The organism is Dissulfurimicrobium sp. (assembly GCF_049968175.1).
Classification (GTDB): domain Bacteria; phylum Desulfobacterota; class Dissulfuribacteria; order Dissulfuribacterales; family Sh68; genus Dissulfurimicrobium; species Dissulfurimicrobium hydrothermale.
The window spans coordinates 23,788-48,802 of sequence record NZ_JBMFRG010000002.1 but is presented as its reverse complement, the minus strand read 5'-3'; the positions used below and the strand labels follow the sequence as shown (position 1 = coordinate 48,802).

General features: G+C 51.7%; 22 protein-coding genes and 3 pseudogenes. 14 read left to right on the top strand and 11 right to left on the bottom strand.

All coding sequences use genetic code 11. The features are described 5' to 3' along the window. The first annotated feature begins 59 nt into the window (after nucleotides 1-59). Nucleotides 60-1,613: pseudogene (gene guaA / locus ACP5SG_RS00560) on the top strand (glutamine-hydrolyzing GMP synthase). A gap of 37 nt (nucleotides 1,614-1,650) precedes the next feature. Here the strand turns inward: guaA and ACP5SG_RS00555 are convergent. Further along, the gene (locus ACP5SG_RS00555) at nucleotides 1,651-4,014 is read right to left on the bottom strand and encodes a PAS domain-containing protein (protein WP_428120984.1); all 2,364 of its coding nucleotides are present in this window, start codon (nucleotides 4,012-4,014) and stop codon (nucleotides 1,651-1,653) included. Between the two features lie 267 nt (nucleotides 4,015-4,281). On the opposite strand from ACP5SG_RS00555, the gene ACP5SG_RS00550 reads away from it, so the two are divergent. Continuing rightward, on the top strand, nucleotides 4,282-4,554 hold the full coding sequence (locus ACP5SG_RS00550) for a PxxKW family cysteine-rich protein (RefSeq protein ID WP_237889108.1): 273 nt from the start codon (nucleotides 4,282-4,284) through the stop codon (nucleotides 4,552-4,554). Nucleotides 4,555-4,648: 94 nt separating this feature from the next. Here ACP5SG_RS00550 and ACP5SG_RS00545 read toward each other — a convergent pair whose 3' ends face one another. From ACP5SG_RS00545 to rplM, 5 genes are all read right to left on the bottom strand, one after another. Continuing rightward, complete coding sequence (locus ACP5SG_RS00545) at nucleotides 4,649-5,857, bottom strand: pyridoxal phosphate-dependent aminotransferase (RefSeq protein ID WP_237889109.1); 1,209 nt, start codon at nucleotides 5,855-5,857, stop codon at nucleotides 4,649-4,651. Nucleotides 5,858-5,919: 62 nt separating this feature from the next. Continuing rightward, entirely contained in the window at nucleotides 5,920-6,678 is a 759-nt protein-coding gene (gene truA / locus ACP5SG_RS00540) for a tRNA pseudouridine(38-40) synthase TruA (protein WP_424661774.1), read from the bottom strand. Nucleotides 6,679-6,705: 27 nt separating this feature from the next. Beyond that, complete coding sequence (gene argC, locus ACP5SG_RS00535; protein ID WP_424661773.1) at nucleotides 6,706-7,746, bottom strand: N-acetyl-gamma-glutamyl-phosphate reductase; 1,041 nt, start codon at nucleotides 7,744-7,746, stop codon at nucleotides 6,706-6,708. A 90-nt stretch (nucleotides 7,747-7,836) separates the two neighbouring features. After that, nucleotides 7,837-8,229 (bottom strand): 30S ribosomal protein S9, encoded by a 393-nt coding sequence (gene rpsI, locus ACP5SG_RS00530; protein WP_237889112.1) that lies wholly within the window; start codon nucleotides 8,227-8,229, stop codon nucleotides 7,837-7,839. Nucleotides 8,230-8,256: 27 nt separating this feature from the next. Continuing rightward, the gene (rplM, locus tag ACP5SG_RS00525) at nucleotides 8,257-8,694 is read right to left on the bottom strand and encodes a 50S ribosomal protein L13 (RefSeq protein ID WP_237889113.1); all 438 of its coding nucleotides are present in this window, start codon (nucleotides 8,692-8,694) and stop codon (nucleotides 8,257-8,259) included. Between the two features lie 390 nt (nucleotides 8,695-9,084). On the opposite strand from rplM, the gene ACP5SG_RS00520 reads away from it, so the two are divergent. The 7 genes and pseudogenes from ACP5SG_RS00520 to glnA all read left to right on the top strand — a co-directional run bounded on the left by ACP5SG_RS00520 (nucleotide 9,085) and on the right by glnA (nucleotide 15,831). Next, the gene (locus ACP5SG_RS00520) at nucleotides 9,085-9,453 is read left to right on the top strand and encodes a hypothetical protein (RefSeq protein ID WP_428120976.1); all 369 of its coding nucleotides are present in this window, start codon (nucleotides 9,085-9,087) and stop codon (nucleotides 9,451-9,453) included. Nucleotides 9,454-9,485: 32 nt separating this feature from the next. After that, complete coding sequence (locus ACP5SG_RS00515) at nucleotides 9,486-9,932, top strand: hypothetical protein (RefSeq protein ID WP_428120973.1); 447 nt, start codon at nucleotides 9,486-9,488, stop codon at nucleotides 9,930-9,932. Nucleotides 9,933-9,960: 28 nt separating this feature from the next. Then, a pseudogene (locus tag ACP5SG_RS00510) lies at nucleotides 9,961-11,618 on the top strand (ammonium transporter). A gap of 15 nt (nucleotides 11,619-11,633) precedes the next feature. Next, the gene (locus ACP5SG_RS00505; protein ID WP_428120970.1) at nucleotides 11,634-11,972 is read left to right on the top strand and encodes a P-II family nitrogen regulator; all 339 of its coding nucleotides are present in this window, start codon (nucleotides 11,634-11,636) and stop codon (nucleotides 11,970-11,972) included. A 61-nt stretch (nucleotides 11,973-12,033) separates the two neighbouring features. Further along, nucleotides 12,034-13,083 carry a DUF1646 family protein gene (locus ACP5SG_RS00500; RefSeq protein ID WP_424661770.1) on the top strand — a complete coding sequence of 350 codons (1,050 nt, stop codon included), beginning with the start codon at nucleotides 12,034-12,036 and terminating at the stop codon, nucleotides 13,081-13,083. A gap of 153 nt (nucleotides 13,084-13,236) precedes the next feature. Next, nucleotides 13,237-14,453, top strand: a pseudogene (locus tag ACP5SG_RS00495) (ammonium transporter). A gap of 49 nt (nucleotides 14,454-14,502) precedes the next feature. Continuing rightward, nucleotides 14,503-15,831, top strand: coding sequence for a type I glutamate--ammonia ligase (gene glnA / locus ACP5SG_RS00490; RefSeq protein ID WP_237889118.1), 1,329 nt, complete (start codon nucleotides 14,503-14,505; stop codon nucleotides 15,829-15,831). A 199-nt stretch (nucleotides 15,832-16,030) separates the two neighbouring features. Here glnA and ACP5SG_RS00485 read toward each other — a convergent pair whose 3' ends face one another. The 5 genes from ACP5SG_RS00485 to ACP5SG_RS00465 all read right to left on the bottom strand — a co-directional run bounded on the left by ACP5SG_RS00485 (nucleotide 16,031) and on the right by ACP5SG_RS00465 (nucleotide 20,896). After that, a complete protein-coding gene (locus ACP5SG_RS00485) occupies nucleotides 16,031-18,691 on the bottom strand; it encodes a CBS domain-containing protein (protein WP_428120964.1) in 2,661 nt (886 codons plus the stop codon). Continuing rightward, nucleotides 18,688-18,810 (bottom strand): hypothetical protein, encoded by a 123-nt coding sequence (locus ACP5SG_RS00480; protein WP_428120959.1) that lies wholly within the window; start codon nucleotides 18,808-18,810, stop codon nucleotides 18,688-18,690. Before ACP5SG_RS00480 ends, ACP5SG_RS00485 begins: the two co-directional genes overlap by 4 nt. 4 nt (nucleotides 18,811-18,814) lie before the next feature. Then, nucleotides 18,815-19,270, bottom strand: a complete 456-nt coding sequence (locus ACP5SG_RS00475; protein WP_428120956.1) for a universal stress protein — start codon at nucleotides 19,268-19,270, stop codon at nucleotides 18,815-18,817. A 177-nt stretch (nucleotides 19,271-19,447) separates the two neighbouring features. Continuing rightward, on the bottom strand, nucleotides 19,448-20,467 hold the full coding sequence (locus tag ACP5SG_RS00470; RefSeq protein ID WP_428120953.1) for a putative Ig domain-containing protein: 1,020 nt from the start codon (nucleotides 20,465-20,467) through the stop codon (nucleotides 19,448-19,450). Nucleotides 20,468-20,542: 75 nt separating this feature from the next. Further along, the gene (locus tag ACP5SG_RS00465) at nucleotides 20,543-20,896 is read right to left on the bottom strand and encodes a DUF488 domain-containing protein (RefSeq protein WP_237889122.1); all 354 of its coding nucleotides are present in this window, start codon (nucleotides 20,894-20,896) and stop codon (nucleotides 20,543-20,545) included. 120 nt (nucleotides 20,897-21,016) lie between these two features. On the opposite strand from ACP5SG_RS00465, the gene aroA reads away from it, so the two are divergent. From aroA to ACP5SG_RS00440, 5 genes are read left to right on the top strand one after another with little or no spacing between them, the layout of a single operon-like run. Beyond that, complete coding sequence (aroA, locus tag ACP5SG_RS00460; protein WP_237889123.1) at nucleotides 21,017-22,291, top strand: 3-phosphoshikimate 1-carboxyvinyltransferase; 1,275 nt, start codon at nucleotides 21,017-21,019, stop codon at nucleotides 22,289-22,291. A gap of 3 nt (nucleotides 22,292-22,294) precedes the next feature. Next, nucleotides 22,295-22,825, top strand: coding sequence for a shikimate kinase (locus ACP5SG_RS00455; protein WP_237889124.1), 531 nt, complete (start codon nucleotides 22,295-22,297; stop codon nucleotides 22,823-22,825). 4 nt (nucleotides 22,826-22,829) lie between these two features. Then, nucleotides 22,830-23,888: a chorismate synthase gene (gene aroC / locus ACP5SG_RS00450; protein ID WP_237889125.1), complete on the top strand. Its 1,059-nt coding sequence runs from the start codon at nucleotides 22,830-22,832 to the stop codon at nucleotides 23,886-23,888. Next, nucleotides 23,885-24,706, top strand: coding sequence for a prephenate dehydrogenase/arogenate dehydrogenase family protein (locus ACP5SG_RS00445; RefSeq protein WP_237889126.1), 822 nt, complete (start codon nucleotides 23,885-23,887; stop codon nucleotides 24,704-24,706). The genes aroC and ACP5SG_RS00445 overlap by 4 nt, the downstream gene beginning before the upstream one ends. Continuing rightward, complete coding sequence (locus ACP5SG_RS00440; protein WP_237889127.1) at nucleotides 24,706-25,005, top strand: DUF167 domain-containing protein; 300 nt, start codon at nucleotides 24,706-24,708, stop codon at nucleotides 25,003-25,005. The genes ACP5SG_RS00445 and ACP5SG_RS00440 overlap by 1 nt, the downstream gene beginning before the upstream one ends. Nucleotides 25,006-25,015 lie beyond the last annotated feature (10 nt).

Here is a 25,015-nt window from a genome sequence, read left to right as displayed (position 1 = left end):
AAAAAGAGGCGCTTATAAGGTGACCTCTAAAGTTCACAACCTACGGTCTGGAGGCCCAGATGAAAGATATACACAGCGAGCGGATACTCATACTTGATTTCGGTTCACAGACCACCCAGCTCATCGCAAGGCGCGTGCGCGAGGCCAAGGTCTATTGCGAGATGCACCCATTCAGCCTGGGTCTTGAAAAGATAAGGAAGATGGCGCCAAAGGGGATTATTCTCTCAGGCGGGCCGGCAAGCGTCTATGACTCTGGGTCGCCCAAGGTATCGCCAGGACTCTTTGAGCTTGGGATCCCTGTTCTTGGTATCTGTTACGGCATGCAGCTTATGGCGCACCTTCTGGGCGGGCGTGTCGAAAAGAACGATCACAGGGAATTCGGGCCCGCAAGGCTTACCATAGAAGAACATGGCGAGATATTCCAGGGACTGGCCCAGGCCCCTGCCACACACAAGGTCTAGATGAGCCACGGAGACAGGGTCGAGGCCATGCCAGATGGCTTTGTCAGCATCGCAGGGAGCGAGTCCTCCCCGGTCGCCGCGATGCGGCACGAAAAACTTCCTATATTCGGCGTCCAGTTTCACCCGGAGGTGGTCCACTCCGAGATAGGCGAGGACGTCATCCGCAACTTCCTCTTTCGGGTCTGCGGCTGCAAACCTATCTGGGATATGGGGTCCTTTGTGGCCGTCACGGTCGAGGAGATCAGGGCGAGGGTTGGCAGGGAAGAGGTTATCTGCGCACTCTCAGGCGGGGTGGATTCCACTGTCACGGCCCTCATCGTCAACAGGGCCATAGGAGAAAAACTGACCAGCATATTTGTAAACAACGGACTTTTAAGAAAGGGCGAGGCGGAAGCGGTTCTTGCCTTTCTAAAAGACCTGGGGCTTAAGGTCCATTATGTGGATGCGGAAAAGAGGTTTCTCGAAGGGCTTAAAGGTGTTACAGAGCCTGAAAAGAAACGGAAGATCATAGGTGAGGAGTTTATCCGCATATTTGAAGAAGAGGCGGGCCGCATCGGCCATGTGAGGTTCCTGGCCCAGGGGACCCTGTATCCTGACGTAATAGAGAGTGTGTCGTTTAAAGGGCCGTCCGCGGTAATCAAGAGCCATCACAACGTGGGCGGGCTACCTGAGGTGATGAGGCTAGAGTTGATTGAACCGCTGAGAGAACTCTTTAAGGATGAGGTGAGAAAGGTGGCTCATGAACTCAAGATGCCGGATGAGCTCATATATAGACACCCGTTTCCCGGCCCCGGCCTTGCGATAAGGATACTCGGGGATGTTACTGAAGAGCGGCTTTCGATCCTCCGTGAAGCGGACGCGATAGTCATGGAGGAGATAAAGACCTCAGGTTGGTACCGCAAGGTCTGGCAGGCATTCGCGGTACTTCTTCCTATCAGGACGGTAGGCGTGATGGGGGATGAGCGGACATATGAACACGTGGTCGCAATAAGGGCGGTTGACAGCCTAGACGCCATGACTGCGGATTGGACCCGGCTCCCCTATAATGTCCTTGCGCGTCTTTCAAACCGGATCATAAACGAGGTGCGCGGGGTGAACAGGGTCTGCTTCGATATAAGTTCCAAGCCCCCGGCGACCATAGAGTGGGAGTGATTAGCCTAAGGGCGTCTCTCACGATGCGATCCATAATTTAATCTATTCGGGATGCCCTATTCACTGCATCGAGAAGCTCTTTTATGCCGAATGGTTTTTGCAGGAAGACGGCCTCTTGGTCGGGGCCATCGGCAGTGTCTTGTGCATAGCCTGACATATAGATCGCCTTAAGGCAGGGATATAGCCCTTTAAGCCTCTTAAAGACCTCCTTTCCGTTCATGCCGGGCATCATTAGATCGGTGATCAGCAGCTCGAGCGCCGGTCTGTCCTGTTCCGCCGCCTTCAGGAGTTGTTCCGGCTTCGTGAAGGTCAAGACCTTGTGACCCTCTGTCTTCAGTACCGATGAAATGAGGTCGCAAATCATCTCATCATCGTCCACCACTGCTATATAAAGTTCTTTTTGCGGTTTGGTTGGCTGGTCAAGATCCCATCCTTGGAGCGATCCTGTTTCTTCGATCTCCGTCTTTGGTGCTGTGGGGAAGTAGATCTTAAAAGTTGAGCCCTTGTCTGGTTCGCTGAAGACCTCTATTCTACCCCCTAGGCGGCTGACGATGCCGTAGACCATAGACAGACCGAGACCAGTGCCTTTGTCCAGAGGTTTGGTGGTAAAAAATGGCTCGAATATCTTATGCTTGATCTCATCTGTCATGCCGCAGCCCGTATCGGCAACAGACAGCAATACATATTCGTCTATCTGTCCGTTAAAGCCCTTGTTGGCCTTGGCGGTCTCTATAGTGATGGTCCCACCATCCGGCATGGCGTCTCTAGCATTTATGACCAGATTCATTATCACCTGTTCTATGTGTGAGTCGTCGGCCATGATACGCGGCAGATCGACGCAGAGATTCAGTTTTACTTCTATGTTTTCACCCAGCGATTTAAAGAGCGAGCCCTTGAGATCGCTCAACAGGCTGTTGAGATCAATGGGCTTTTGGGTGAAGGGTTGTTTTTTCGCGAAGGCGAGTATCTGTCTGACTGTTTTAGCCGCCCGCTCGGCGCCCCTTTTGATCTCGGCTATGTATTGATGCATTACATCGCCAGGCCTTACAAGCCTTGCGGCCATCTCCGAATAGCCGAGTACGGGCATAAGGAAATTGTTGAGATCGTGCGCGATGCCGCCCGCCAGCCTCCCAATTGCCTCCAGCTTTTGGGACTGTCGAAGCTGTTTTTCCATCTCCTCCTTTTCCATCTCCAAGGCCTTTTCTCTGGTCACATTCCTGCCGGCGCCTACCGTCCCTATAATCTTTCCATTTTCATCGAAAAAAGGCGCCTTGTATACATCCAGGAACAGGAATTTGCCCCTTACGTTTCCATATTCGTCGAAGTGCTGTTTGCGTTTGTTTCGCATAACCACTTCATCGGAATTTTGGCATATCTCGCCGAATGTATGCCAGTCTGGCCGGTCAGGCCTCTGGGCGCGGGATCTCTCGGCGAAAAACACATCATCCTTCCCGATAGGTTCATCAGGGTCGTTTGCACCCAGGAAGTCGCAGGTCGCCTTGTTTGCAAAGATATAGCGTTTTTGCATGTCTTTTGCCCAGATCATATCAGGGATGTTGTCTATTGTGAGTCGAAAGAAACGGTATGCCTCGGTTATCTCCCGTTCCTTTTCCTCAAGTTTGTGTAGGAGTTCATAGTGCTGCGTCACATCCTCATGGATGCCCATGATCTTTAGGGCCCTTCCGTCACTGTCTCTTCCCATGGCCTTTCCGCGGGAGTGTATCCATATCCATCGGCCGTTTTTGGCCCTTATGCGATATACTGCGTCATATACCTCCGTCCGCCCTGTAATGTGACCTTCCAGGGTGTCAAGGGTCTTTTTCTTGTCTTCCGGATGGAGTAATTCCGTCCAAAAGTCGAGGGATGGCCTTACCTCTTCGGGCAGAAAGCCCTTCATCTTGGCCCACATGCTGTCAACCACATACCTTCGCGAAGACACGTCGAGTTCCCAAGTGCCCAGATTTGCCGCTTCAAGGACGAATTTGAGCCTTTGGTTGCCTCTCTCGATCTCGGCCTCTTTGTTTATCATATCAGTCACGTCTATGATGTAACCGATGTAGTTGATGATACGATCCGATTCGTCCCGAACAATGGTGGTGAAATCCAGTATATGGATGATCCCTCCTTCCCTTGTGATGAGCCTGTAGGGATTTTGTCTAAAGTGGTTGGCTCCAGAGGCTGAACAGCGTGCCGTCTCGATCTTGACCCTCTCCAGGTCTTCGGGATGGATGATCTGGGTATAGCGGATCAGGCCCTTTTCAAACTCTTCTATGGAATAACCAAGGACATCTTTGACGTTTCCTGTTGCAAATACTACGGGCCAGCCCTCTTCATTTTTTCTGTCTAGTATGACGACAGGCCCTTGCAAAAAGGCGGAGCAGTACTTTTGGGGGTTTTCCATATCGTTTACCTTATTACCCGAGGGTGTTTTTTGATCAGGTTTAAAATAAATTAAAAGATCTCGATGTCAAATGGACTTTATGAAAAATGTTTTCGCCATGTCTTATCAAGATCGCCCGGCAGGCCAGTGTCCATTTACCGATTTGATGCGTTTCGCCATGGGTTGTCTATGACCCGCTGGCCCATAACTTGACATATATAGGGGCATATATTAAAAATTATTCCTTAATTCTAACTTAAGGATGTAACCTCTTATAGGAGCGATGATATGGAACATGTAACTACCACGGGTGCTTCAACAGGGACGATGATGTTCAAGGGCATCCTTTGTGAGGAGATAATAGATAAATGCAAGGGATGCGCAAGGATAATGTCCTGGGAGGGCAAGGAATATTGCTCGGTTTATTCGCAGCCTGCCATGAAATGGCGGAAGGGCATCTGTAATTTTGCTACCCATGTAAAGGTGGAGGTGGCAAAGGACGAATCCGGCAAGAAGATAAACCCGCTGAAGGCTGCAAAACGTGCAGCAAGAGGCCGTTAATCTTTCTCAATCCATCCGGCGGTCTGGCGTAAGGCCGGGCTGCAGGAAATTGTTTGATGTTTAAACCCATTTTACATCAGGAGGGCGTTTCGTTTCAGGGCTTGAGTGCTGAAAGCGCCCTTTCCAGTCTGTCCATGCCCTCTTTCAGGGTTGCAATGTCGGCCGCGTAAGAAAATCGTACAAACCGGTCGTCCCCAAAGGCGATACCTGGAACGACTGCAAGTCTTGCCATATCTAGGAGGTAGTCGGCAAGGTCGAGCGATCCCTCTATAGTCTTTCCAGAGGTCCGTGTGCCATAGTAAGGCGATAGATCCGGGAAGACATAAAACGCACCGCTGGGCTCCACACAGCTTACCCCTGGTATGGCGTTCAATCTCTCCATGACGAGATCCCTGCGCTCTTTAAAGGCGGCACACATCTTTTTTACGCAGTCTTGAGGGCCTGTAAGGGCAGCCAGCGCTGCCTTTTGGGCAATTGAATTGGGGTTGGAGGTGCTCTGGCTTTGTATCTTGGTTGCGGCCTTTACAACGGCCTCCGGTCCCGCAAGATAACCTATACGCCAGCCCGTCATGGCATAGGTCTTGGAGACGCCGTTTACGATCAAGGTATTCGTCTTTGCCTCTGGTACAAGGGACGCCACATTTTCGGGTCCTTTGCCGTCGAAACGTATGGCATCATATATGTCATCGGTAATGATCATGAAGTTCCGTTCCATAGCGAGTTCGGCTATGGCCTTCAATTCGTCGCTTCCATACACAGCGCCGGTCGGATTTGAGGGGCTGTTTAAGATGATGGCCTTTGTGCGGTTCGTGATCATCGTCCCGATCGCGCCGATGTCAAGCGCAAAACCCCTTTGAGGGTCTGTGGGCAGGTATTTTACTACACCACCCGCCAGCTCCACTATGGCCGGATATGAGACCCAATAGGGTACTGGCAATATGACCTCATCCCCCGGGTCAAGAATGGCCTGGGCGATGTTGTATAAGACCTGCTTGCCGCCAGTTGAGACCATCACCTCTTCAGGGCGGTAAGCAAGTCCGTAATCCCTTTGAAATTTCTGTATGATGGCCTGTTTCAGCTCCATGATGCCGCCAACTGCCGTGTATCTGGTAAAGCCGTCTTTTATGGCCTTTATTGCCACCTCTTTTATATGTTCAGGCGTGTCGAAATCGGGTTCGCCGACCGAGAGATTTATGATGTCGGCCCCTTCGGCCTTTAACGCCTTTGCCTTTGCATCTATGGCAAGGGTAGGCGATGGCTTCAGGTTTCTGACGCGTTCGGCAAGGGGAGGGGTAAAAATCATTATCATCTCCTTTAAGTAGTCATTTCGGCCGCTGTCGTTTCAGTTTGCAATCCTCGGCGACCTCAATAAGTCACCTCTTCCAGATAAAGGCCCTGGGGCGGCGCGGTCGGTCCGGCCATGGACCTGTCTTTGGATGAGATGATCCTTTTCATTTCATCTGGCCTGATCTTGCCTGTCCCTATCATGACCAAGACGCCGACGATATTTCTTACCATATAACGGAGGAAGCCGCTTGCGGCAATAGTGAAGATATAATGAATGCCGCCGGCAGGCGGAAATTCAATGGATATCTGTTTGAAATCAACGGAGAATATCCTGCGGATCGATGTCTTCGCTGAGCAGCCGCTCGCCTTGAATGCAGAAAAATCGTGCTCACCGGTAAGGAAGGCCAAGGCCTGCCTGACAGCGTCTGCATCAATCGGCTGGTTTATCACCCACGCCCGACCTTCCCAAAGGGGAAGCCTGACTGGCGATGAGACAATGTGATATGAATAACGCTTGCAGACCGCATCTTTTAATGCATGGAAGTCATCGTCTATCTCTTCGGCCGCGATGACGGCAATATCATCGGGGAGCATGCTGTTTATGCCCTTTTGGATACCGCTTAGAGGGATATTGCTCATGGTGTGAAAATTCGCCGTCTGTGCCGCCGCATGCACCCCGGCATCCGTGCGGCCTGAGCCGATAAGCCTTATCATCTCGCCGGTCATCCTCTTGAGTACATCCTCGAGAAGCCCTTGGATGGTGGGGTTGTCTTTTTGTTTCTGCCAGCCGTGATAGCGTGATCCATCATATTGAATGGTAAGCTTGATGTTCCTCATGACAGGCAAGAAAGGTTTTTGGTGTCTTCAGGGAAATAGGGGGGCCGCATCAAGGCCTGCGGCTTCAGGGATCCCGTGCATGATATTCATGTTCTGGATTGCCTGGCCAGATGCCCCTTTTACAAGGTTGTCTATGGCGGATATGATGATAAGTCTGTTTGTCCGGCCCTCGATCTTGAGCCCTATGTCGCAGAAATTACTGCCTCTTACGGAAGAGACGTCCGGGAAGAGGCCTTGAGGCAGTATACGGACAAATGGTCTGTCTTGATAAAATACCCTCAGGGCCTCAATCAACTCCGATGTAGAGGCGGCCTTGGCTGGTTTTGCATATATCGTCGTCAGGATTCCCCTTGACATTGGTACAAGGTGCGGGGTGAAGTTTACGACGACATCCGTCCCGGCCGCCAGAGAGAGCTCTTGTTCGATTTCGGGGGTATGGCGATGCTCCCCGATCTTGTATGCCTTGAACGCCTCATTGACCTCGCAGAAAAGGGTACCGATCGATGGATTCCGTCCGGCCCCGCTGGCCCCTGACTTGGAGTCTATGACTATATCCTTGGGGTCTACAAGCCCGGCCCTTAGGAGCGGGATTAAGGGCAGAAGGGCGCTTGTGGGGTAGCAGCCAGGATTTGCGACGAGCCTAGCCGCAGTTATCTTCGCCCTGTAGATCTCCGTCAGTCCGTAGACCGCATGGGAAAGAAGATGCGGGGCGCTGTGCGGTTCATACCACGCCTCATATGTTTTTTGATCGCGGAGGCGGAAGTCAGCAGAAAGATCTATCACCCTTAGCCCAGCTTCAAGGAGTTCGGACACTATCGCCATAGCCGCTTTGTGCGGTACGGCGGTGAAGGCCACGTCTATATCTCCGGCCAGCGATCCGATATCTGGTTCTGAAAAGGCAAGGCCATCATAGAGGCCGTAGAGCGAAGGAAATACATCTGCCAGCAATTTGCCCGCAAATCTCCTGGAGGTGACGGCAACGACCCTGGCCTTAGGGTGGCCCCTTAGCAGGCGCAACAGCTCGATCCCAGTATATCCGGATCCGCCGATTATCGCAATTCGCAGCATCGTTCGTTAGGAATGGATTAAATTGAACAAAAAGGAAGGGGGCATTCCTTCCTTTTCAGGTTTGGGCATCCCTCTTATCAAAAAAGCGTCTTAACGCTTAGAGTACTGATAACGTTTTCTTGCCGCAGCCAAGCCGTATTTCTTGCGCTCTTTCAATCTTGAATCACGCGTCAGGAGCCCGGCCTTTTTGAGCGGCAACCTGTAGTCCGGGTTTATTTGTAGGAGGGCCTTGGCAATCCCGTGACGAATGGCCTCGACCTGGGCTGCGAGTCCGCCCCCGCCTACATTAACGGTTACATCAAATTTGTCATGAGTTTCAGTTATTGCAAACGGTTTTTCTGCTATCACTCTTGCCACATCAGACTTGAAATAATCATCAAATGTCTTGCCATTTACCGATATGTTTCCGCTCCCGATTTTTAACCATACCCTGGCGGTGGCGGTCTTTCTCTTTCCAGTGGCGTAATATTTATCTTGTGCCATCTTTAAAGTCTTCCTTTTTTTATTTCTCTATTTATTAAGGAGCTTGATCGCCTCAGGTGATTGGGCCTGATGAGGGTGTTCGTGGCCTTTGTATACCTTGAGCTTTTTAAGTTGGCTGTTTCCAAGTCTTGTCTTCGGCAGCATCCGCTTTACGGCGAGGCGTATGACCTCTTCTGGTTTTTTGTCGATCATCTGGCGAGCGGTGATCTCTTTGAGGCCGCCCATATATCCTGAGTGCCTGACATATATCTTTTTGTCCATTTTTTTGCCAGTGAGTTTGACCTTTGCGGCGTTTATAACAATGACAAAGTCGCCTGTGTCGAGATGTGGGGTAAATGTGGCTTTGTGTTTCCCCCTCAGCCGCATGGCTATCTGGGAGGCAAGACGTCCAAGGGGCTGGCCACCTGCATCGACTACATACCATTTTCGTTCAATCTCATCCACCTTTGGCAGGGGTGTTTTCATCTGCAATCTCCGGAAACTAGATCTTTAAGAATTCTTTAAGACTTAAAAACTAGAACAATACTACCTCTTCTTTAGTTTCAAAGAGTATCACGACTTCTAAAAGAAAAATGTGCAAATGTCAAGAGGTAGGGATGTAAGCTATACAAGCGCGGGCCTGAGGCATATTTGAACGTACATATCGAAATGTGGAGTACACCTCATTCCTCAGGATCTGCGTGCCTTACATTTGACGACAAATTTGTATTCAAAAAAATTCAAAATTGTAAATAAAATTTTAAATAGTTCATATCCGATTGTTTTTTAAGGCGATTTCTATATCAGGATCTCAGGCACATTTTTTGAATAATAAATAGTTTGAATAGACAAACATTATAAAAAGGAGGGGATGTTATGTGGAAATTCGAGTGGAAAAAGATGATGGCTGGTGTGTTCGGGCTATTTTTTCTCATGTGCGCGCTTGCCGCAGGCGCCGAAGAAGGCGGCCCTGCGGCCACGCAGGCCGGACAGTCAGGACAGGTTGAAGAGAGGCCCACGGTGAATTTAAGCGTGGCCCTTATGAGCCAGTATATATGGCGTGGACAGGAGCTGAGTCATGACTCCATGGTCATCGAGCCGTCCATGACGATAGGCTACAAGGGATTTACCTATAACATGTGGGGCAATATGGATACAGACCGGCACGCAGACAGCTCAAAACTAAATGGACAGAGACCGACACGACCATTTCGTATGGCGCCTCGGCTGGTCCGGTCAAGCTAAATGGCGGCTATATCTATTATGCCCTTGATTCCGTGGATGATTCCCAGGAGATATTCCTGAGCGCAGGGCTTGATACATTTCTTTCCCCGACTATTACAGTTTACAGGGAATTCGCCCACTATCCAAGCTGGTACATCACAGCGGCCATTTCCCATTCCATTCCTGTGTACCGCGAGATCACATTGAACCTTGGCGCCCAGGCAAGCTATCTCATATCTGAGGATGCTGGCGCCTACCCGAAGGTGGATTCACGATGCCGCCGGAACGGGATTTGCACTGATAAATACAATAACTTCCATGATGGCCTAGTTTCTGCGGCGCTTGATATACCTCTCGCCAAATATTTAACCGTTACCCCTAGCATTAATTGGTCCTTCCCACTCTCAGGCGATGCATCAAACGACATGAAGTGGAGGAGCCATAACCAAAAAGATGATAGCTTCGTCTATGGCGGCGTTTCGGCAAGCTTAAGTTTCTAAACAAATTCATTAAATCTGGAGAATATAAATGAAACGATTATCAGGTATATTAATTTTGGCGATTTTTTTGGTATGTGTGGCAGGTATATCCTCTGCCGATGAAGGCATTCAACAGCCCGGCCCTGCCCCATCCAGCCTGCCTGAACCATCGCAACTGGCTCAACCAGCAGCGGCATCTCCTGCCGCTCCCGTGGCCAAGGCCGATCCGTCTGGCGCCAGCATCGGCGGGGCATCGGATGTGATCGGTGCAAGTTCAGGCGCCCCGACTGCGGATGATCTCAAGACCCTTGGGCCGAAGGAGCCCCTTGCGGCAAAACTGGCGGACGTGACCGGGCACAACAGGATCGCGATAAATTTTGTCTGGACCCTGATCTGCGGCTTTCTGGTCATGTTCATGCAGGCAGGTTTTGCGATGGCCGAGACGGGCTTCACGCAGGCCAAAAATGCAGGGCACACCATGGCGATGAATTTCATGATTTACGTCATAGGGATGCTCGGCTACTGGTTATGCGGTTTTGCGCTCCAGATGGGTGGTGTGGGGGCGTTGCCACACTGGGCGGCGCAGGGACATTAAACGGCGAGTTTGTAGTCCATCTTTTTGGCAAAGACTTCGGACTATTCGGGACAAAGGGGTTTTTCCTCTCTGGAGATACCTATGACGCCGCTGTCTTTACTTTATTTCTTTTTCAGATGGTCTTTATGGATACGACAGCGACCATACCCACAGGCGCAATGGCCGAGCGGTGGACATTTAAATCGTTCGTTGTCTATGGTTTTTTTATCGCTATGTTTGTCTATCCGCTTTATGCCAACTGGGTGTGGGGCGGCGGCTGGCTGTCCCAACTTGGCAAAAATTTCGGCCTAGGCCATGGTACGCTCGACTTTGCCGGTTCATCGGTTGTCCATATGACAGGTGGTATGGCGGCGCTTGCAGGCGCAATCGTTCTGGGCCCCAGACTCGGCAAATTCAGGGCTGATGGAAGGCCGAACGCCATCCCTGGCCATCATATTCCGATGGCGATAGTCGGGTGTTTTATCCTCGCCTTCGGGTGGTTTGGATTCAATGCAGGCTCTTCGCTCGCAGGTGGAGACCTGAGAATCGGTGTAATAGCTGTAAATACCATGCTGGCGTCGGCGGCAGGGGCGTTTTCCTCAATGCTGTACATGTGGATATTCTATGGAAAGCCTGACATATCCATGTCGGCAAACGGGTTGCTTGCAGCACTGGTCGCGATTACAGCGCCCTGCGCCTTTGTAAATTCTGTTTCAGCGGTGATTATAGGGGCGATCGCAGGGGTGCTTCTCTGTATAAGCGTATTCTTTGTAGAACGTGTCATGAAGGTTGATGACCCGGTGGGGGCCATATCTGTACACGGGGTCAATGGCGCATGGGGACTTCTGTCCCTGGGTCTGTTCGCTGACGGCACCTATGGCGACGGGCTTAATGGCATAACCGGCGCTGTAAAAGGTCTTTTTTATGGGGATGCATTGCAGTTTGTCGCGCAGGTCGCGGGTGTTATCACAAATGCGGTGTTTGTATTCGTTATGATGTTTGTATTCTTTAAATTGCTTGACAAGATAATCCCCCTGAGGGTCTCTCGGGAGCTGGAGATTGAAGGTCTCGACCAGGCCGAGGTGGCTGTCAGGGCCTATCCTGACTTTGCGATCCGTGAAACCAACAGGTAATTGAGGAGACAGTCCATGAAAAAGGTAGAAGCGATAATAAAACCGTTCAAGCTTGATGAGGTCAAGGATGCCCTTAATGGCATAGGGATTCAGGGCATGACAGTGACCGAGGTCAAGGGTTTTGGCAGGCAAAAAGGCCACATGGAGCTTTACAGGGGGGCGGAATATGATATTTCCTTTTTCCCGAAGATAAAAATAGAGGTGGTTATTCCGGATAGTATGCTGGACAAGGTGCTCTCTGCGATTGAAAGGTCCGCAAAGACCGACCAGATCGGAGACGGCAAGATTTTTGTCTATTCACTTGATAATGTTATAAGGATACGTACAGGCGAGATCGGAGAGACGGCGATCTGACGGCTTAATCTCAATTTTTTGAGGGTGGGGGTGATCCCTGCCCTCAAAAATAAGGATACACATGATCAATTATATTCTTCTGGCCTGTTTTTCCATCATCCTTTTTTTGCCCCTCCTGGTCAAAAGGATCGAACACAATATCGAGCTTTTCCTCTTTGTCATGGCGGTCGCCGCTGTCACCTCTTCACATCTTGTTGGCCCTGAGCCTGCCTGGAGCCTTAAGCTCCTTGAGTTATCCCTTACGGAGCCCATAAAGATCTCTCTGGCGACGCTTGCCTTCGGTTTCCTTTTCAGGGTGTTTCAGGAGACCATTAAAAAAAGAATAGCATATCTCGAAGAGCGGATGGGCCCCAGGTTTTTTGCATTTATAACTATATTTTCTCTGGGGATGATATCGAGCGTCATCACCGCGATAATCGCCGCACTGATACTCTGTGAGATAGTAAGCGCACTGAACCTTGATAAAAAATACGAGACAATCTTTACAATCCTTGCCTGTTTCTCAATAGGCATGGGTGCGGTGCTTACCCCCATAGGAGAGCCGCTTTCCACAATAGCGATGGCAAAACTCCATGGCGGGGCGTATGACGTGGGGTTTTTGTTTCTTTTAAGACTTATCGGGGCATATATCATCCCAGGGATGCTTTTTATCGCCCTTCTCGGTGGGCTTCTTCGGGGTAAAGAGGTCGAACGGCCCGAGAGCCTGTCGGAGTTTTACGCAGAATCTTACAGGATTATCGCGTTAAGGGCGGCAAAGGTCTATCTCTTTGTCATGTCATTGATACTGCTGGGCGCTGGATTCAAACCCCTTATCGATGCCTATATCACCAAAATGCCGGGACGAGTGCTCTATTGGGTCAACATGTCTTCCGCCGTCCTTGATAACGCCACGCTTGCAGCCGCGGAACTAAGCCCTCATATGGACATCGGACAGATAAAAGGGGTCATGATGGGCCTGATAATATCAGGCGGTATGCTGATACCAGGCAATATCCCAAACATTATCTCCGCGTCAAAGCTTGGGATATCGAGCAGGGCATGGGCGGTTATAGGCGTCCCGATAGGCCTGTTCATGATGGGGGCCTATTATCTGGTCCTTTATTTTAGTTGATCAAGATTAAAAATTTACAATTTTGTATTTTATACAATACAAAATTGTAATTAATTTATATCTTTTGCTTTTTTATTTTTAAAAAACAGTTAATTAAACATCGGCATAGCGCTTGCATCATCATAACAACAACAAAAATAAGGAGGATTTTTTGTGAATTCAGGTGATACGGCGTTTATGTTGATTGCATCTGCCCTTGTCATGTTTATGACCCCGGGGCTTGCCATGTTTTATGGCGGGCTCGTACGTTCCAAAAACGTACTGGGGACCATCATGCAAAGTTTTATAAGCCTGGGGATAGTCTCTATTATATGGGTCCTTTACGGCTATTCGCTTGCGTTCGGCCCGGATGTATCCGGTCTTATAGGAAACTTTGACCTTGCGTTTCTAAACGGTGTGGGGCTTAAACCCGGGCCATATGCAGCAACCATCCCGGGTCTCCTCTACTGTGCATTCCAGCTCATGTTCGCGATCATCACCCCTGCGCTTATAACCGGGGCCTTTGCGGAGCGGATGAAGTTTTCAGCCTTTGTCGCCTTTACCATCCTTTGGACTACATTTGTATATCTGCCCGTGTGTCACTGGGTCTGGGGTTCGGGTGGATGGCTTAAGTCGATGGGCGTTTTGGATTTTGCAGGTGGGCTTGTGGTGCATTTGAGTTCAGGGGCCGCCGCCCTTGCCGCAACCATTGCAATAGGAAAACGCAGGGGCTATGGGACACAGGCGTTTATGCCCCACAACCTGCCCATGACGTTCATGGGAACCGGTCTTTTATGGTTTGGCTGGTTCGGTTTCAACGCAGGGAGCGCCTTTGCGGCAAACGGCGTGGCGGCATCCGCCTTTGTAGCGACACATCTTGCAGGGATGGCCGGTATGGCCATGTGGGTGGCGGTGGAATGGCGGCATCGCGGCAAGCCCACCACCCTGGGCGCGGCGTCAGGGGCCGTGGCGGGTCTTGCCACAGTGACGCCCGCAGCTGGTTTTGTCAGTCCTGGGTCCGCCGTGCTTATCGGCCTTGCCGCCGGTGTATGCTGTTATTTTGCCGTGGCGCTCAAGCCGAGGTTTGGTTTTATGATGACAGCCTTGATGTGGTCGGGATACACGGGCTTGGGGGCGTAATCGGCACCCTTTGCGTCGGGTTGTTTGCATCAAAGGCCGTAAATCCGGCCGGGGCGGACGGCCTGTTCGCCGGCAATGCCGGATTCCTTGCAATACAGATAGCCGCCATAGCCGTGGTTGCATTTTATGCCTTTACAGTGAGCCTGATATTGTTTAAGGCTATAGACGGTATTATGGGTCTAAGATTGGCCGATTCTGCCGAGATAGAGGGGCTCGACCTGAGCGAGCACAGTGAGACGGCCTATAGCTAAAGATTTTCTATTAAGTTTAGATAATACAAAAAACCTAAGGAGCAGGAAAATGACCAGAGACGAGATAATGAAATTGGTGGAAGAGGAAAACGTTCATTTCTTCAGGTTGCAGTTCTGTGACATCTTCGGTTTTATGAAAAATGTCGCCATTCCCAGGAGCCAGATCGGAAAGGCCCTGGATGGGGACATCATGTTTGACGGCTCATCCATTGATGGTTTTGTCAGGATCCAGGAATCAGACATGTATCTCAAACCTGATTACGATACGTTTCGTATCCTGCCCTGGCGTACAAAGGACGGGGTGGCCGCCGCAAGGATCATCTGCGATGTATATAAATCTGACGGGACCCCGTTTGAAGGCTGCCCCCGTGTAAACTTGAAGAGGGTCATGGAAGGCGCCAAGAAGGCGGGCTACACGCTTAATGTCGGGACGGAACTGGAGTTTTTCTTCTTTAATCTGGACGATTGTGGCAACCCGACCATAGAGACCCAGGATGTGGCGAACTACTTCAGCGTTGATCCCGAGGACTATGGCAGCGACTGCCGCAGGGAGATCATACATACCCTTGAAAGCATGGGTTTTGAGATAGAGGCCTCTCACCACGAGGTGGCTGAGGGTCAGCATGAGATAAACTTCAAATATGCGGACGCCCTGACCTGTGCGGACAATACCGTGACCTTCAAATGGGTCGTAAAGAACATCGCGAGAAGACATGGGCTTCATGCCACCTTCATGCCGAAGCCTGTATTCGGCATAAACGGATCTGGTATGCACACCAATCAGTCGTTGTTCAATCTGGATGGGACCAATGCCTTTTTTGACCCGAAGGCGCCGCTTCAATTGAGCGAGACGGCCAGGCATTACATCGCGGGCCTCATGAAGAACGCAAGGGGTTTTGCAGCCATCACAAATCCGCTTGTGAATTCATACAAGAGGCTTGTCCCTGGTTATGAGGCGCCGGTCTATGTGGCGTGGTCAGCGGCCAACAGGAGCGCCCTTATCCGGATTCCGGCTGCCCGCGGCCTTTCCACAAGGTGCGAGCTCAGGTGTCCTGATCCGACCTGCAACCCGTATCTCGCCTTTGCCATGATGCTCAATTCCGGACTTGACGGCGTTAAAAACAAGCTCACACCGCCTGATTCCGTCGATGTAAACATCTTCAAGATGACCGATCAAGAGAAAGAGGCCGCAAAGATCGTGAGCATGCCGAGCTCGCTCAAAGAGGCGTTGGAGGAGCTTAAGGCCAATCCCATCGCCAAGGCAACGTTAGGCGACCACATCTATGAAAAATACATAGAGGCCAAGGAAAAAGAGTGGGATAGCTTCAGGATAGCCGTCACGGATTGGGAGCATAAAAATTATCTGAGCATCTACTAAAAATCTTGCCGTTTGGCTGCCTCGTTGCCGTCATCATCGGACGCCTTCTCGGGATCCGGCATGGGAAACACATAAAGTCTTCGGAATGACAACCTCCGCGAGGCAGTCAAGAGATACGGTTGGGCCAACGTTAACAATAAATGGCGCGGATGACCGCGCCATTTATTGTTAATTTCATTGAGCCATCTATCTCCTGAAGTCATGGGGCATAGCCATCTATCTCGCCTTTTGTAGTTTTGCCCATCGGGCAGGCAAACTCCTTCGCTACAAATTCCATCTCATCTTCTTTAGTCTCCACCTTGCCATCCAGCCTTGCCATCAGCAACCTATTTAAGATCTCCTTGAACGCCGGGCCCGGGACAAGGCCCATTGCCTTGAGGTCGTCCCCCTTAAGTATCGGGGTTTTATCCATGAGCGAGGTTATAAAGTGCGAGATGTATTCTTTTATAGCATCATCTTTGGCCCTCGCCATCATGTAGATCAGGTGTTCAAGATCCAGCGGCTTTAAGATCGAATAGATAAGGCTCGGCCTCGGCTCGGATATCTCAGCGAGGCGCCATGCCGCGTTTCTCACAGCTGCAAATCCGTTGGTAAGGAGCGCCCTTTCCCGGCCGGCAAGCCCGAGCCTGTCTGCGACCTGTGCAACCTCCTCCAGTTTAAGACCTTCACACAAAGAAAGCATATAGACAATCCATTTCCTCGGTTTTTCGGGTTTAAACAAGAGGTCATACCATGCCAGGACCTCGTAAAGCCTAACAAGTAGGCCAAGGATGGGCCCCGTCAGTCTGAGGCCAGGGTGTATGACGCCTAGGAGCCCTAACTCCTGGGCCCTTTGCAGCGCCGGTCTAGGGTCAGCCTCATTTAGGATGAGCTTGAGCTCGTTTGAGATGCGCTTGCCGGACAGTTCTTTAAAGATATTCAGGCGGACGGCGTTTTCGATAAGTTTCAGCGTATGCCTTCCTATTTTGAATCCATACCGCTGTTCAAATCTTATGGCCCTAAAGACCCTTGTAGGGTCTTCTACGAGGCTCAGGCTGTGCAGGACCCTTATGGTCTTTTCTTTCAGGTCCCTCTGTCCCCCGAAGAAGTCTATGAGCATGCCGAATTCCTTTGGGTTCAACTTTATCGCCATGGCATTTATCGTAAAATCACGCCGATAGAGGTCGAGTTTTATTGAAGACAGCTCTACGGTCGGCAGGGCGGCCGGGTATTCGTAGTATTCCCAGCGGGCAGTCGCCACATCTACCTTGAAGCCGTCCGGGAATATGATCACTGCGGTCTGAAACTTTTCGTGGGCCCGTACCCTTGCCGAAAATCGTTCTGCAAGGCGTTTGGCGAATGCTATGCCGTTTCCTTCCACCACGAGATCTACATCCGTATTTGGGAGGCGCAGGAGCAGATCTCTTACAAAGCCGCCTGCAACATAGACCTGGAAGCCCTCCCTTTCAGCCGTCTCCCCGGCGGCCATGAGGATGTCCAGTATATTTTTGCTGCATTCGCCGTGTAGAAGCGATGAGACGTTTCTGTCCTGCCATCTCTCTTCGATGAGCGGTTCAGGCCTTCGAGAGGGATCACCGCTCAATATCTGCAGGAGATCCGTCCTGGTTATCACGCCCGTTATCTTTTTATCCTGAACCACGGGTAGAAATCTTTGGCGTTTTTCTACTATCAGCTCTTTGACACGGCCGAGGGTTTCATTGGGACCTATCGTCTCGAAGTCGGTGGTCATGTATTCCTTGGCTGGTTGGGCTGCAAGACCGTGATAAATGGCCTTTTCGACCGTCCTTCGCGAGATGAGGCCCAGCACTTTGTCCTCTTGAACTACAGGAACCACGCTTATGCCATAGCGTGTAAGGGTGTCGTGGATGTCATAGATAGGCGTCTCGGGCGTTACAGAAAGCGCCGGACAGGACATTATGTCCCTTACCAATGGCTCAGCGCCGAGCTGTCTGTATATCTCCGAGATAAGCCGTTCCTCTGTCTCTGTTAGTGTCGCGCCTTTGACTGAGGCGGATGCGGCCATCGGGTGCCCGCCGCCTCGGAGCGGCTTCAATATCTCGCCTACATTGACCTTTGGGTCGCGGCTCCTGCCGACGATAAGGGCATGATCCTCCATGAGCGCCATCAGGAAGAGGACATTGAGGCCCTTCATGTCCATAAGTTCATGCGCAAGGACAGATAGGTCTTCAATATATCGCGGCGCAGTCGCCTTTGCGATGGTTATCGGGATGCCGGCTATTGTGTAGTTGACGGCGGTGGTCAATAGTTCATCCATCAAGGCTATATGTTCCGGGGTGAGCTTGTGGGCCAAGGTCTCTCTGACCACGTTCAGATCGGCGCCCATTTCAAGGAGCCAGGAGGCGGCTTTCAGGTCGTCTTGTGTGGTGGATTGGAAGGTGAAAGACCCTGTGTCTTCATAGATACCAAGTGCCAGGAATGTGGCCTCGCAAGGTGTGATCCTGATCCTGTGCCTCCTGAGAAGCGTGGCCATTAAGGTGGTGTTCGCCCCAACAGGCTTAAAATACGTCTTATCCGCCGCTATGTCGTCCCTGGAGTGTGGATGATGGTCATAGGTGTGTATCGTTACATCGGATCTGTCCAAGAGGTTTGAAAATACGCCGATTCTGGCCCTCTGCCGTGTGTCCACCACGACAAGGAGCTCTATTTTATTGAGATCTATGTCTTTCAAGGCGGTTGTGTCAGGAAAGCATCCGCCTGATTTGAGCAAAACCTCCCTGAGTCCCCGTTCCTGTGAACCGGGGAACACGATTCTGGCCCCTGGATAGAGCTTGCTTGCGGCCAGACAGGATGCCGCGGCGTCAAAATCAGCGTTGATATGGGTGGTGATGACCGTGGTCACATGTCTATGGACCGATTCGCAACAGGGGGCATGTGGGTTTGGGCTGCAGCGGCCGGCTCGCGTGATGATGGAGACGGGTTGGCGTTTTCTTGCAAGCCCGTCTCCAGGCCAGCCGGCATCCGGTTAGGATTTGATCTTGAATGGATTTATTGTAAGGACAGGGCAGGCTGCATATTTGACCACGCCCTCGGCTACACTCCCAAATACAGCCTTTTCGAGGCCCTTTCTCCCATGGGTCCCCATGATAATCAGGTCCACCCCTTTTTCGACCGCAAATTTATTGATCTCTTCGATTATATCACCCATCAGTATCATGTAATCGATGTCTTTGTAATCTTGTAAGTTTTCGGTCATGAAGTGCTCCATAGCCGCCCGCGACCCCTCCATGACCTCCTTTTCAAAGGAACTCCACCATGCAGATCCGAGCTCGAAGCCGCTGAATTCATCAGGGCCCCTGACTACATGAATAAGGGTGATGTGTGCGGCGAATGCCCTTGCAAAGTGTTTTACATAAGGCAAGACCTTTTTTGAATTCTCCGTAAAGTCAACCGGGAAAAGTATCTTCTTGACCTCTACCATCGGACGCCTCCTTAGTATTTTCTATAGATTCAGATCCTCTTTATTGTTTTTACAGGTATACCGGCGGTCATGTCAAGCTTGTTATTCTCCAATGGGATGTTGAAGAGGACGGGCGAGATCCGCGGAAATAGCGTCTGTGGTCTTTTATGCGCGGATATTTCAACCGCAAAAATTTGCCTAAAAACTACATTGCCAGCACTTTATGCTTCCACAGGAGCTTTGGCGACAAAAAAGACAGTTTTTTTTACATTGCCCATAATTGTCATAATAGTTGGGGCCGCAATCGCTACAGCTAGTGGGCCCCCCACCACCACCGGAAGGATTGATTGTAATTGACAGTGTCGTTGTAGCATATCTATATTGGTTGGCTGTCGGCTGGACACATGGGATATGCTGTTGCCCATCGTCGCTGTCGCAGGCCTGGACCGTTACTGGATAGCTGCCTGGTTGTGTCGGCGTGCCTGAAATAACGCCGGTTTTCTGGTCCAGTCTCAAACCCGCCGGCAATACCGGACAAGTCCATGTAAATGGAGGTGTTCCATTCGCAGCCGTCAGTGTTACGTTTTGATATGGTTGGTTCACAGTCCCCATGGGGAGAGACCAGGTTGTAATAGTGAAGGGCTGGCATATCTGCCCCCTGATTGTGTCGATATCTGCATACATGACTATGTCGTCGTAGTCACCTCCGGCGGGGCACGCAGGCACGGACGGGAATCCTGGATATGAAACCGCCCCTGAATCGCCCTGTTGGTATATGTAAAACGGCGATGCTGCGCCCGTTTGGTTACACCTGTTTTCACCGTTGGCAATCAGGATGAAGGCCACCTTGTCTTTTGTGATCGCCGTGCCATTGGAGGCGTCGTTGACCGTGAGATATGTGCCGGTGGACGTGCAGAGGTCTGTACCTGTCCATATATAGTAATTCAAGGGGTTGCCGTAACTGTCGGAGGTCTTGACCCCGAGCTGGGTGAATTGTGTTGTAGTGGGCAGCCTCTTGTTCTGCGCCGCATAGCCCATGACGGCCTCGTAGGCGGTCTTGACCGTCTCCCTGGTCTCCATGAGCTTCGCCCTCTTGGTGAGCGGTCCTATCATGCTTGACCCTATACCTATGAGCAGCCCTATGATCACAAGGACGACGGCCATCTCGATAAGTGTAAAGCCCCTGCAAAGACTGCCGCGATTAATGGTCAATGACATCGCAACCCCCGAGCCTTTAGGCCTTTTTGTTTTTTATCGGCATTCCGCTTGGTTAACTTTAGTTAACATCCCTTCTTATGCCTGCATCTGCCCGATGAGTTCCATGAGCACAGCAGCGTTGTTGTGTTTCGTGTCTTTTGCTGCAAATATAAGGGTTATTCCCTCTTTATTCGCATCCATCCTAAGCCTTTTGAGCACATCCCGTTTCTGCTTGAGTTCCTCGATATATCTCTCTTTAAATTCAGCCCATCTGGAGGGGTCATGGGAAAACCATTTTCTCAGTTCATTGCTGGGAGCGATGTCTTTCAGCCACTCGTCAATCGCTGCACTGTATTTTTTTATGCCGCGCGGCCATAGCCTGTCTACAAGGATCCTCTTGCCGTCATCCGCTGAGACAGGGTCGTACACCCTCTTAATCTTTATCTTCATTTAAGCCTCCTTGTTTTCCCCGGTCGGCCGCGTGTGTCAGGCGGAGAAATTGAAACTTGCGCCTTGCAAGCACCAACAATTATAGTTTAATCTTAAAAAAAATAAAAATAAAGGCAAGCAATGGCAGGACATATCGAAATTACGCCTGTTTCATCGTCTTTTTCGTCAGAGGTCAGGGTGCCGGGCTCGAAGAGCATCACGCAGCGGGCCCTCATAGCCGCCGCCTTGGCCAAGGGCCGCAGCAGGCTTGCTGATCCGCTTGACAGCGAAGACACGCGGCTTTTGAGAGAGGCCTTGAGGGCGCTCGGGGTAAGGATAAAAGAGGTTGGAGAGGTCTGGGTTGTAGACGGGACCGGCGGAGAGGTTGTGCCTTGCGCCAATGAACTCTATCTCGGCAACAATGGAACTGGCATACGTTTTTTGGCCTCGTTCGCGGCGCTTGGTAAGGGCGTCTACAGGCTTACTGGCTCAAGGCGCATGGAAGAACGCCCGATAGGACCCCTGCTCGACGCCCTGAACGTCTGGGGCGCTGAGGCGCGGAGCATAAACGGCACAGGTTGTCCGCCGGTGGAGATAAGGGCGAAAGGCCTAGAAGGCGGTGCAGTCAGGCTCTCTGCCGCCAAGAGCAGTCAGTTTCTCTCATCCCTGCTGCTGATCGGACCGTATGCTCGGACGCCGGCCGTAATCGAGCTTGCAGGCCCTTTGGTCTCAAGGCCGTATGTGGACATGACCATTGCCGTGATGTCCTCATTCGGCGTGGATGTCTTGGAGACGGATGGGCGTTTTTTAATCCCGCAAGGGGGTTATCGCGCAGCTGATTATCAGGTCGAAGGGGACGCGTCGAGTGCATCCTATTTTTGGGCTGCAGCGGCCGTTACGGGCGGGCGGGTAAGGGTCTTGAATATCCATGAGCATTCATTGCAGGGGGACGCCTGGTTTGCAGACGTCCTTGGCAGGATGGGCTGCAGGGTGGAGAAGGGCTCTAATGGTGTGACTGTCGAGGGTCCGGCTGACGGCGCGCTGCTGCCGGTTGAGATAGACATGGTGAAGATGCCCGACGTGGTGCCGACCCTTGCTGTCACCGCGGCGTTTGCAAAGGGTGTGACGCACATAAAAAATGTGGCCCACCTGCGCATCAAGGAGACGGATAGGATAAGGGCCGTTGCAGCAGGGCTCGCCAGGCTCGGCGTCAGGGTTGAAGAGCTCCCGGACGGGCTCATCATACACGGAGGTGGATCCATGCACGGCGCAGGCATTGAGACCTATGACGACCATCGCATCGCCATGGCCTTTGCCGTCGCCGGGTTAAAGGTCAAGGGCGTTGTCATCGAGGACCCTGATTGTGTGGCCAAGTCGTTTCCATCCTTCTGGGAGCTTTGGAAGGACCTCTATTGAAAAATGGTGCAAAAGGTCTTTCTCATAGGTTATCGCGGGGTCGGCAAGAGCAGCGTCGGACATGCACTCTCTCGGGTCCTCGGCTGGGATTTTTGGGACCTTGATGAGCGGATCGTTGCTGAACAAGGGGTTTCGATCAAGGAGATAGTCAAGGGCCGTGGATGGAGATATTTCAGAGAGAGAGAACGGGATGCCCTTGCGGAGGCCGCGGATCAAGCCAGGAATCTTGTCGTGGCATGTGGCGGCGGTGCGGTGATGCATGATGCTGTATGGCCTTTGATCAAGGAAAATGCCGTAGTGGTTTGGCTCAAGGCCGGGATCGAGACGATCCTCAGGAGGCTTGAGGCCGACCCCGCGACAGAGGCATCAAGGCCGGCGCTGGCGGCAGGATGGTCGCTTGAGGACGAGATAAAAGAGACACTCTGCACAAGGACACCCCTTTATAGAAGGTGGGCAGACATCTCTATAGATACGGATGGCAGGTCTCCAGATGAGATAGCTAGAGAAATAATGAATAAAATTATAAGGGTTTAAGGCTATGGCTGGGAATACGTTTGGTGAGGTCTTCAGGATAATGACCTGGGGAGAGTCCCACGGCCCTGCGATCGGTGTGGTAGTGGACGGGTGTCCGCCTAGACTCCCCTTGACTGAGGCTGCGATACAGGAGGCGTTGGATAAGCGGCGGCCAGGAAAGGGTGGTGTAATTGAGAGCCCAAGGAAGGAAATGGACCGGGTAGAGATACTTTCCGGTGTCTTTGAAGGTCTTACCACAGGGACGCCTATCTCGCTTTTCATAAGAAATGAAGACGCAAGAAGTGCGGCTTATGATAAACTCAAAGACGTCTTCAGACCCGGTCATGGTGACTACACCTATTTCAAAAAATACGGCATAAGGGATCATCGTGGCGGCGGCAGGGCCTCAGGGAGGGAGACCGCGGCAAGGGTGGCTGCAGGGGCCGTTGCCCAGGCGGTATTGGATACAGCGGGAATAGAGGTGACGGCGTATACGGTATGTCTCGGTGGCGTGTGGGCCGAAAGGCGTGATCTCCGGGCGGCCGAGCAGAACCGGCTCTTCTGTCCTGACCATGAGGCCTCTGTCAGGATGGAAGAGCGAGTGGCGGATGCGCGTTCAAGAGGCGACTCGGTAGGCGGGATTGTGGAGGTGAGTGTGCGCAACTGCCCGTCTGGTTTGGGGGAACCGGTGTTTGATAAGCTCGATGCGGATCTTGCCAAGGCGCTTATGTCCATAGGGGCGGTAAAGGGTGTAGAGATAGGGTCTGGTTTTAGGGCTGCCTTAATGCTCGGTTCGGAGAACAACGATCAGATAGGCCCTGATGGGTTCTTGTCAAACAATTCCGGCGGTATACTTGCAGGCATCTCAAATGGAGACGAGATCGTATGTCGTGCGGCGGTAAAGCCGATACCTTCCATTTCAATGACCCAAAAGACCATAGACACAGGCGCAAGGCCAGTCGATATAATCATCGGCGGACGCCATGATGCATCGGCTATCCCAAGGATAGTGCCTGTATGCCAGGCCATGGTCAGGATCGTGCTTGCGGATCATCTCCTGCGGCTGAGGGCGATACGGGCATGAGCGGCGGTTGCGGGTCCAAGGTCTCTCCTTTGGTCGGTATCATAGGGGGCCATGGCCGTATGGGCAGGTGGTTTGAAAGGTTTTTCAAGGGGGCTGGCCTGACCGTTCTCCTCTCTGACCTGGACGGCGGTCTTGACCCTGAGGAGATTGCGAGACGCTGCGATGTTGTCGTGCTATCAGTGCCCATGACGACCTTTGACGATGTCGTAAGGCGGGTGGGGCCCATCCTGGGACCAGATGCCTTTTTGACCGACCTGTGTTCGCTCAAGGAGCGGCAAGTGGCCCTGATGCTTGAATATACTCAAGCGGAGACGGTTGGAACGCATCCGCTCTTTGGTCCATCCGAGGAGTCGATAGCCGGTAGAAGGGTCGCGCTCTGCCCAGGCAGGGGCAGGAGGTGGTTGGGTTGGTGGGAGGGGCTCTTGAGGGCCCATGGGGCATTGGTCCGCGTGGTCGACGCGGCGTTGCATGACAGGGCCATGGCCTGGGTCCAGGCCCTTAATCACCTTCTTGTCATGAGTCTTGGAATGGCGCTTATGGAAGATGGGATAGATCCTGGAGATATCCTGGACCTCTCAACTCCGAGTTTCGAGCAGCAGCTTAAGGTGCTGGCGAGACTTTCGCAGCAGGACCCCAGGCTTTACGCCCATATCCAGATGGCCAACCCATATTCGGCTGATGCGCTTGAGAGGTTTTTCAGAAAGGCGGAAGGGCTTCGCAGGATCATCGACAACAAGGACTGGGATGCCTTTACAAAGACCTTTGAAGAGTTGCAGGGATTGGGCTCAATCCTTTGCGGACGTATCCAAATTCAATAGTGAAGACATCTGGTTACATTAGGGAGGTCCAAGGAGAAGGCGTAATCATTAGCCTTCATGTACAACCAAGGGCATCGGTTACGTCTTTTGCCGGGGTATTCGGTGAAGCGCTAAAGCTCAAGGTCAAATCTCCGCCGGTTGACGGTGCGGCCAACGAGGAATGCCGGAGGTTTCTTGCCAGCCTGTTCAAAGTCGGAAGGAGCGATGTAAAGCTTAAGGCTGGCGCCGGGTCAAGGGACAAGATCTTTTTGATAAAAGGGATCAGTTTAGACGACGCCTTGACCCGCCTTGCCGGATAATCCTGTTTCT